At 68.7% G+C, this 1,432-nt stretch carries 1 protein-coding gene; it reads right to left on the bottom strand.

Annotation, left to right across the window (positions count from 1 at the left end):
- Positions 1–103: 103 nt before the first annotated feature.
- Positions 104–1,375 carry an IS701 family transposase gene (locus ACZ5XS_RS45770; protein ID WP_468661644.1) on the bottom strand — a complete coding sequence of 424 codons (1,272 nt, stop codon included), beginning with the start codon at positions 1,373–1,375 and terminating at the stop codon, positions 104–106.
- Positions 1,376–1,432: the final 57 nt, after the last annotated feature.

Below are 1,432 nucleotides of genomic sequence, written 5' to 3'. Positions count from 1 at the left end.
CTAGTAGGACTCCGTTAGGTTGTTCTGTCTCTTGGGTCTGGGCTGGTGGTGGATGTTCTGGGCAGGGGGCGGTGGCAGGTGGTGCAGGTGCCGGTCCAGCAGTTCAGCAGGTCTTGGATGGCGTCGAGGATCTGGTAGAGGGTGAGTCCGCTGTATCGGCTTTTGGGGCCAGGCGCTGTTCGGTGAGGAAGGCGTGGGCGGCAGTGACCAGGGTGACGTGGTGATGCCACCCCGCCCAGGAACGTCCTTCGAAGTGGTCCAGGCCGAGGCCGTGCTTGAGTTCGCGGTAGTCGTGCTCGATGCGCCAGCGGATCTTCGCCAGTCGGACCAGTTCGGCGAGGGAGAGCGTCTCGGGCAGGTTGGACAGCCAGTAGCCGGTGGGCGCCTGGGCGCCGGCGGGCCATTCGACCAGCAGTGTGACGTCGGGCAGGACGCCGTCCCAGCAGTTTTCGTCTGTGGCGGCCTGGGCGAGGCGTCGGGACTTGACCCCGGCCGGCCGCACCCGCAGGGACAGGAAATGCGAACGCATCGGCCCGCGGGAGCCTTCCCGCCAGGTCACCTCGGTGAAGGCCTGCCGCCCCTGGTCGGCCGCGAGTGCGGCCACCGGGGACGGCTTGTCGCGGTAGCGGGGCTGAGGCTTGCGGCCTTGGCCGGACCAGGGCGGGGCAGTGGGCACCGCATCGTGCGGGTGGGCGGTCACGTCCGAGCGGATCGCCACTACGTAGCCGATGCTCCGGCGTTCCAGCCCGTCGCGGAAGTCGGCGTTCTGCCCGTAGCCGGCGTCGGCCACCACCACCGGCGGGACGAGGCCCCAACCGGCCAGTTCGTCCAGGACGTCCAGGGCCAGGCGCCACTTCTCCCGGTGCCCGATCTCCTCAGGGACCCCCGTCTTGCGTCGGCGGACCGGATCGTGCGCCCACTCCTGGGGCACGAACAGCCGCCACTGCAGCGGACAGGACGCGGTGTCGGAGACCGCGTGCACGCTCACCGCGACCTGGCAGTTGGCCTGCTTGCCCAAAGCTCCGCAGTACTGAGGCGCGACCGCCACCGACATCTTCCCGTCCTTGGGGAACGACACATCGTCCACCGCCCAGGCATCCGGGCCGATCTGCGGCAGCATCCGCTCGGCGATCCGCCGCCGCACCGGCACCGGATCCCACGTCGACTGGTTCACGAACTGCTGCAGGTTCTGCTCGTTGCCGTCCGGCAGCCGCTCCGCCATGGCCTGGATGGACTTGCGGCGGCCGTCCAGCATCAGTCCCCGCAGATAGCAGTCCCCCTTCGCCCGCTGGTCCTTGCGCGGCACCGACGCGAACACATCAGCGACGAATAACGCCAACTGCGCCCGAGCACGGTTCACTTCATGTGCGTCCACACCCCCAACATGCCCCCAAACGGCACCGCGAGACAGACGTAACGGAGTCCTACTAGT

This window comes from Streptomyces sp. NPDC033131, assembly GCF_055578365.1.
This window is presented reverse-complemented; position numbering and strand designations above follow the sequence as displayed.